At 62.3% G+C, this 7,041-nt stretch carries 6 protein-coding genes and 1 pseudogene; all 7 read right to left on the minus strand.

The features are described 5' to 3' along the window. Positions 1–126: 126 nt before the first annotated feature. Positions 127–267: pseudogene (locus tag K6T84_RS23510) on the minus strand (IS481 family transposase); the annotation flags it as partial. Between the two features lie 347 nt (positions 268–614). Next, complete coding sequence (locus K6T84_RS23515; protein WP_329786952.1) at positions 615–1,289, minus strand: hypothetical protein; 675 nt, start codon at positions 1,287–1,289, stop codon at positions 615–617. 3 nt (positions 1,290–1,292) lie between these two features. Beyond that, positions 1,293–1,943, minus strand: a complete 651-nt coding sequence (locus tag K6T84_RS23520; protein WP_329786953.1) for a transcriptional regulator — start codon at positions 1,941–1,943, stop codon at positions 1,293–1,295. A gap of 2 nt (positions 1,944–1,945) precedes the next feature. Then, positions 1,946–2,749, minus strand: a complete 804-nt coding sequence (locus K6T84_RS23525; protein WP_329786954.1) for a TIGR04255 family protein — start codon at positions 2,747–2,749, stop codon at positions 1,946–1,948. 517 nt (positions 2,750–3,266) lie between these two features. Next, entirely contained in the window at positions 3,267–3,560 is a 294-nt protein-coding gene (locus K6T84_RS23530; RefSeq protein WP_329786955.1) for a hypothetical protein, read from the minus strand. Positions 3,561–3,905: 345 nt separating this feature from the next. Next, complete coding sequence (locus K6T84_RS23535; RefSeq protein ID WP_329786956.1) at positions 3,906–5,273, minus strand: hypothetical protein; 1,368 nt, start codon at positions 5,271–5,273, stop codon at positions 3,906–3,908. A 40-nt stretch (positions 5,274–5,313) separates the two neighbouring features. Next, positions 5,314–7,041, minus strand: a 1,728-nt coding sequence (locus K6T84_RS23540) for an ATP-binding protein (protein ID WP_329786957.1), incomplete at its 5' end; no start/stop codon positions are given.

Raw genomic sequence — 7,041 nt, forward strand, 5'->3', positions numbered from 1 at the left:
CGCAGCTCACAGCTCTACGGGGTCACGAACCTCCGGTTGGTGATAAAAGTCAGGTCTATGACACCACCACGGACGGGCATGCGTCCTGGCCGTGGGCGGCGCCGAGGGCGAGCAGGTGACGGTGAAAGCGCCAACAAATCGCCACCACCACCGGGGCATCGTCTGCCGCGAGACACCCGCCTTCTCGGCGGCCTGCGTCACCGCAAGCCCGTCGGCGATCACCAACACCGCTTGATACCGCTGCTCAGCCACGCTCAACTCCCTCATGAAGGGAGTGTCAAGGATCAACCGAAGCAACTGTCAAGCATCAGCCGAAACACCGTCAAGCATCAACCGACACCGAAATGTCAAGCATCAACCGAGGTCATACAGCGAAAATGGAGCCACCTAGGAGAATCGAACTCCTGACCTATTCATCATGGTTAAAACGCGACCAGGCATTCTCTGGATCGCAGGAATTTCAGATCCGCACAGGTCAGGGCATCGATGGCATGTTCGATTACGCCTCTGCGTGCAGGCGCGCGCAGGGTTTTCGCGCCCTAACCGCGCCCTCATGGCACGTTTCCGCGCCTCGAAGCGGCGCTTCGCGGCGCACGCAGAAGCGGCGGCGACCCTCAGGTCGGGTTATCAGTGCCGAGCTCCACAGACTTACGGTGCGCTCGGGCCTCCCGGCGTACCGAACTGGCATGCTGCGGGTCGGCGAGCAACGCCCGCCGCGTGCGATCGTTAGCTTTCACGTCGAGCCAAGAGGCACACTCACGCTCAGCCTCCACCGGGTCAGCTCCATCATCCACACGATCTTCAATCCATTCCTCGGTCAAATCGGCCTCATCGAACGGACCTACCGTGCTGTCCGAATAACGTTGGGTGGGCACGACCAAGCGGGTGCTGTGGTACACCCACCTCTGCATCAGAAAGTTGACGCCCAACTGACTGAGCACGGCAATTCTCCGATGCGCCGGCAGCTCGCGAGATGCGATGACTTCGAGGTCGATGAAGTCTGCTGAGTAGTCCTTGCCCTCAAGGAGTTTAGGCAGCGGCATCGTTGAGAATGGGGCGTTGGACCACTTCGAACGAAGATTGTCGGGTGCGACCGAAGCAACCAAAAGCTTGGGGTGCAGGTCAACACCTCGTCGTAGCGCACAAGGATGTTGGAGCACCAAGACCAGACGTTGCGCGTCAATGCGATAGATGTCGCCGGTGAAGGTGGGCCGGTGTGCGCCTATCTCCGCCTCCCGAGCGAGATAGATCGACTCGGGGTCGTCCGGTGTCTCCAGCTCCGTCGACACGCGTCACCCCTTGAACCGAATGGAAACCGCCCCATCCTCTGCGATATAGGACTCAAAGGCGCTGTCAGGATGACTTTCTCGCCAATCGGGATTGACCTCGCTGAGGACGTATTCAGTGATGCCATCCCCCGTGTGCGGGCTGGCCAGGTCAAGAACGAGATCGAACCTGCCACGTTCGAGCAAGTCCATCCGCGTAACCCCGATTTCCTCCGTGATCGGCATTTCAAGCCACGACGCAGGTTCGTCGATGAAGCGATCCGACAGCATGTCGACGAGCGCCAAGAGACGGACGAGTTTCAGTCTGTTCTCGCCGCTTACGCCAGAACCCTTGCGCCACTTGGCCAATGCGGGAACACTCACACCGACTACTCGAGCAATATCACGCCACGCGAAGCCGTAATCCGCAAGTTGCTCGAGGGCCTGAGTCGCCCCGATGTGGGACCGTTCGACGGTTTTCTCTTCCAAGCGGATCTTGTGTGTCCGCCGTCGCACGCCGCGCATCTCATCCTTGAGGTCAGATGCGCGGCGATAGAACACGTCGGCCGTGTCGCATTGAGACGAAGGCGTGCTTTCCGGCAGTTTGCTCAGACGGTAATCACCTGTCCCAGAGGTGGTGTCGTCCCGCAGGTTCCCGCTGAAGAATAAGGTAGCCATATTCACTCCCGTCCTGGCTGTTGGAGCACTTTGGTCCGCAGATCCGGCTTAATCAAGGATTCAAACAGCGGTCCGATGGGCTCGTGCAGGCGTTGCGCAGTAGCATCGACAAGCTCGGAGTCAAGGGGCGGGACGCGGTTGCGGGAGTCAGCCCAGGCGCTGTCGATGTCGATGAGAAAGAAATCCTCCTCTTGCCCTGACGGTTCCTTGAGCCTTTGAAGCGTCGGTGTCGACGGAATGACCACGCCCTTCGCCGCTCCGTACCGCAGCGTGAGGGTGTCACCAGCGTCCGTGGCTCTGCATTGCACGACATGTTGTTGAGCGGCAGGGGTGAGCTTGAGTTTGGCAAGCTGACCCTGCGGGCCGAGGAGGCTGTCAACGACCCACTCAGACCACCCGTGCCCACAGAGGGGAGCACGCACCTCGTTGATGTAGCGCAACCCAATCCTGACGCAGCCATCCACAGGCGCCACGTCCTGACGAGCCACCACCATCGCGGTGATGACCTTGTTGAACGCTTCCCAGCCTGGGTAGTCGGTCATCTCCAACGTCATTGCGTCGGGCCGGAACGTGATCGCAATGTGGCGATCACGCGCCACCAGCTTGGGCATGCTGAATGCAACGTGCTCTCCGGTACCGATGTTGAACTGCCGTCCCTCCTCACGTTCTAGGATCGGCGCCCACTGCGACAACATCTCCTTGAGTACCGCCAGTTCAGGGCGAGCGGGCGGCTCGGTTGGTGGATGACGCAGCTCTACCAGCACCAACGCGAGGGCGTCGTTGGGGTATACGGGGCGGGCGGACATACCGCCATGATAACCAGAACTGTAACCAAAAGTGATACTTCTTTGGTGCGTTGCAGCATCAACGGTACCGAAACGCCCAGGTCACGGCATGCTCCGGCCCCTGTCACGTACCGATGCGCACCGTATGCCCCCGGGGAGAACCGAACCGCCCCAATGCCCCGCATTGTCAAGCCGACCGCAAGCGCGACAACACCCAGGACCACGAAGCCGAACCCACGCACGCGATGCAACCACACTCGAACGGCCAGGCGGAACACGGCTGCAGCCGCGGACGCCGGGAGACCGCGAGCGTCCGCGGCCTGCAAGGCCGTCGGCTGCGAGCCGGTCGAACGGCGGGAGTGGCGTAGGCCGTGTTTCGGCTGGGACCAACGCGGCTTGCCGCACCTACCAAAGTGCCCTGCGAGACCAACCTGGAGCAGCACGGGACCCAGATCCTGACCGGCATCGATGAAGTCCGATGGCGGAAGCGGTGGCGTCCCCGCCGCCGCGGTTGCAGCCGAGGGACGTCATTGCCACCTCAGCGAGCGCCGGGGACCTGCCCGCCGTGATCCTCGAAGTACTTGTGGGCGGCGGCTCTGGCCGCGTCGTAGGAGGCGAGCCGCTCTATTTCCTCGACGACGACACCGTCCATCGTCAGCGTCAGCGTCACGCGGTCTTCGATGTGCTCCGGTGGCTCGGATGGCCAGATTTCGAGGTAGACCTCGCCGTCACCGATCCGAGCGATGATGCCGTGCTTGACGGCGCGGCCCGGCATCAGCGCACCGTCGGCTTCGTCGTAGGACTTGCTGACCAGCATCCAGTCCAGCTGCATAGTGACCACACTCCTGGGTTGGGGGCTCCTCCTTCTGATTCACCCTCTACTTCTTATGGGTGCGACGGCGCTTCGTTTTTCACCTGACGTGCCGGGAAAACCGCGTCCGCCGGTTCCCCGCGGGCATAGACCGAGCACTGAAGTCCGTCACTGCCAGCAGCAGATCGCCGTAGCCGCGACGGAGTGCTCCATCGGCGTCCGCGGCGATGGCGGAGGTCAGTGCGTGGACGAGGACTCGGACGCCTTGGTCGACTTCTGCACTGTGTTCGTGGTGTTGTTGTTCATGCGCCGCACGGTAGACGGCAGGGGTGCAGCGGCGGCTGAACCAACGCGCTACCCCGAGCGCTACCGGTACGCCGGACGGCTACGGATCTGGGTGTTCTCCGGCAACCCGACGCCCTTCTGCGCCAACGCCCGCAGCACCGACTGTCCGACACCCAGCGGCAGCGCCGCCGAGCTGTGTGCCAGCGCAACCGGGATAACCGCGTTCGGGTAGAGCCGTGTCCGCACTCCGTCGAGCACCTCGCAGATCGTACGCAGCGTCGGGTAACTGTCGAAGTCCTCGGCTCCCGGACCTTCGTAGGGAAGGACCCCCGCCTTCGGCGGCACGGTGATGACGAGCGGGTCGCCGGCGTTGGTGCGGTAGATGAAGCGGCGACCGTAAAACTCGTCGGTGCCGTACTTGTTCCCGTCAGGGCGACCCGTGACCCGGTTGATGTACGCGGTCGTCAGCTTCATCACGTGTCCCTCTGGGATGAGATCACTAATGAGTTCGGCGTGTTCGACGAACCTGCCGGTCTTCTCCACGCCGACCATCAACGGGAGGTCAGTATCCTGGCCCTCCGACCAGGTGAACAGCTGCTGGAGGTAGTCGTGGAACCTGCGTTTGAGCGGCGCCAGGCCACCAAACAACGCCAGTGGGCCGTCTGTGACGAAGATCGTGTTGCGGAACGCGTCGAGCGGGCGTTCCGCCTCCGAGTAGAACAGATCGAGGTACGACAGCGTCATCAGGCGTTCGGCGATGTTCATCGTCCGCGTGATGGCGGTCTGGTTCGAACCCTCAGGGCTGTACTCCTCATGCGTGCGGAGCACATCGGCCAGGTAGAGCGTTACGCCGCAGTTCGGGCACGTTCCGCCCTCCTTGCCCACGGCCGGCCCGCCACCAGCGGGGTAGTCGTGCGTCCGCGACGGGCAGGTGCGCAGACCGATCCCGGCGGCGGCTGCGCCAGGAGCACCGTGCAACGTGAGCAGCGCATCGGCCAGTGTCCGCGGTGACGCTTCGTCGACGCGAGTGTTCTGCAGGAAATGGTCCGCCTCGCGGCGCCACGTTTCGATCCCTGAGTGTCCCGGCTGCACAAGGCCGGAGCCAGGCAGCGCCGCGTCGAAGGACGCGGCCTGATGTGCGTCACTGACCATCCGCGGGTCGACGAACGGTCCCTTGCCCGCTTCGTTGAGCTTGTCGATTTCCAGCAGCGACCCGGCTACCCGGATATAGCCGACCTTGACCGTCGGGTATTCGCGTGTTGCTTCGACCTCGGTCTCAGATCCGTCCACCGTGATCGAGAACCTCACGTCGGTAGCCTGCGTGCGTGTTGGCAGCGACGAGACGGCCACGCATAGATCAGTCACCTGCGCGTCGTCGTCGGGACGGGCCTGCGCGACCTCCCAACGGGAGAAGGCTTCCTGAACGGCCTTGCTGGAAACGGTGGGCACGTGTCCCAGGCGTGGCGCTCTTTCGCTCGGGTAGGGCACGTCACGCCTCTTCGGCAGTACCGTCAGCCGAGACGGCCGCCAGCCCCGCCGCCTGTCGGGCTGCGTTGATCATGGCGTGGTCGAACTTGGCGACCTGCACCGGGACGATGTATTTGCCCGAGTAGGTCTTCATACGCACGAACCCGATGTCCTCGCACCGGCGGATACTGTCGGCCCAGGTCTTGAAGTCGTAGTAGTGCGAGAGCTCTCGAGTTTCGTTGTCGGAGTTCAGGTGCGCTACAAGCCAATTGGAAGTGTTCGACAGGATCCGCTGGTCGACGCTGGACACCTCCTGGGTGGCGTAGACGAGACCTATCTTGTACTTCGCGGCCTCCTTCGACAGGCGCACCCATGGGTTGCCCGCAACCTCCTTCGCCCCGCGCTCGAACAGGTTGTGAGCCTCTTCGACGACGATCTGGAATTTCACCGCCTCCTGCCCCCCACGGAACCGTTCGTTGGCGCGTGCGAGCAGGTAGTTGACGATGTTTTCGCTGATGATGCGCTGGACGTCTCCGGTGCCGTGCGACAGGTCAACGATCGATAGCCGGCCGTTTTGCATGTCGTCCCATACCTGATCCTCGACACGGGCCGCGGAGTGCGACGAGTGGAACTCCCGGAGCGACCTGACGGCCGCCTTGCCGCTGGCACGGTTCAGGAACTCCGCGATGTGCTTGAACGGTTTGTCCCCGCTGCCTGATGAACTGGTGTTCCACGTACCTTTCTCAGCCATGTAGAGCGCGACTGCCTGTGCCGCTCGGGGAGAAGTTGCTCGGTAGGTGCTTCCGCTTGTGGGGTTACGCACGAGATTGGGGTTCGTAGAGTTGAAGTCGTCAAAGTCAGTCTTGTTCCATGAGAAATCGAGGGTCGCTGGCGTCGTTGACCGGCTGAATGCTCCCGTGAATCCACACTCCGCAAGGATTCCGTACATGCCGAGTCGTGCGCGCGTCCAGTGGTTGTGCTCACTAAAGTCTTGCCGGTCCGGTTCATCCCACTTGATCGCGGCGAAGCTCTTCACGAAGGCGTATGTGCCGTACTGGGCGGTCACCGCATCGTTGACGAACTCGGTTATCGCGGTGAAGTTGTCCAGGTCGAAGAAGTTCATACCGAGAGGTTTCACCTGCGGATCGGTGTTGTCTGCCCCCATGCGATAGATGCGAACGGTGTCGGCGTCACCGAGGAGTTTCAGCCCCGTCTGGTCCTGCTCGTTCACGCTGGCGTACTCGCCCTGCGGGTCGAAGATGAGCTGCCCGATAGGCTTCATTCGCTCGCTGGCGTACCGGTTCACAGCGGTGACAAGGGTTTTGATGGTGTTCGACTTGCCGGTCCGGGTCATACCGAACACCGCGGTCTTGCGGGAGATGAAGTCGGAGACGTGCACGTTGACCGGCGCGGTGTCGGTGCCGGCCGCCCGGGCACGTCGCAGAGTGGATGAGAACCGGACGGTACCGAGGGTCACGGTGTCGTCCTCATCGCTTTCCGAGTAGGAGGCGACCCAGGCCAGGACATCTTTGGACGGCAGAAAAACCTGATACTTGGCGGAAGCGACCACATTGTCGACGTCGGCGCCAAATTCCACTGGGGCGTCTTCGGCTTCGGTGTAGAAGGTGCCGATCACCTCGCAGTCGAATGCGGACTGCTGGAGTTCGTTTCGCGTGAGTACGTCGGTGACTTCGTCGGAGGAATTGTCAATACCTGTGGATCGGGGTGTTTCAGGCGACCTCCGTTTCGG

It is taken from the genome of Mycobacterium zoologicum (genome assembly GCF_020181635.2).
Taxonomy (GTDB): domain Bacteria; phylum Actinomycetota; class Actinomycetes; order Mycobacteriales; family Mycobacteriaceae; genus Mycobacterium; species Mycobacterium zoologicum.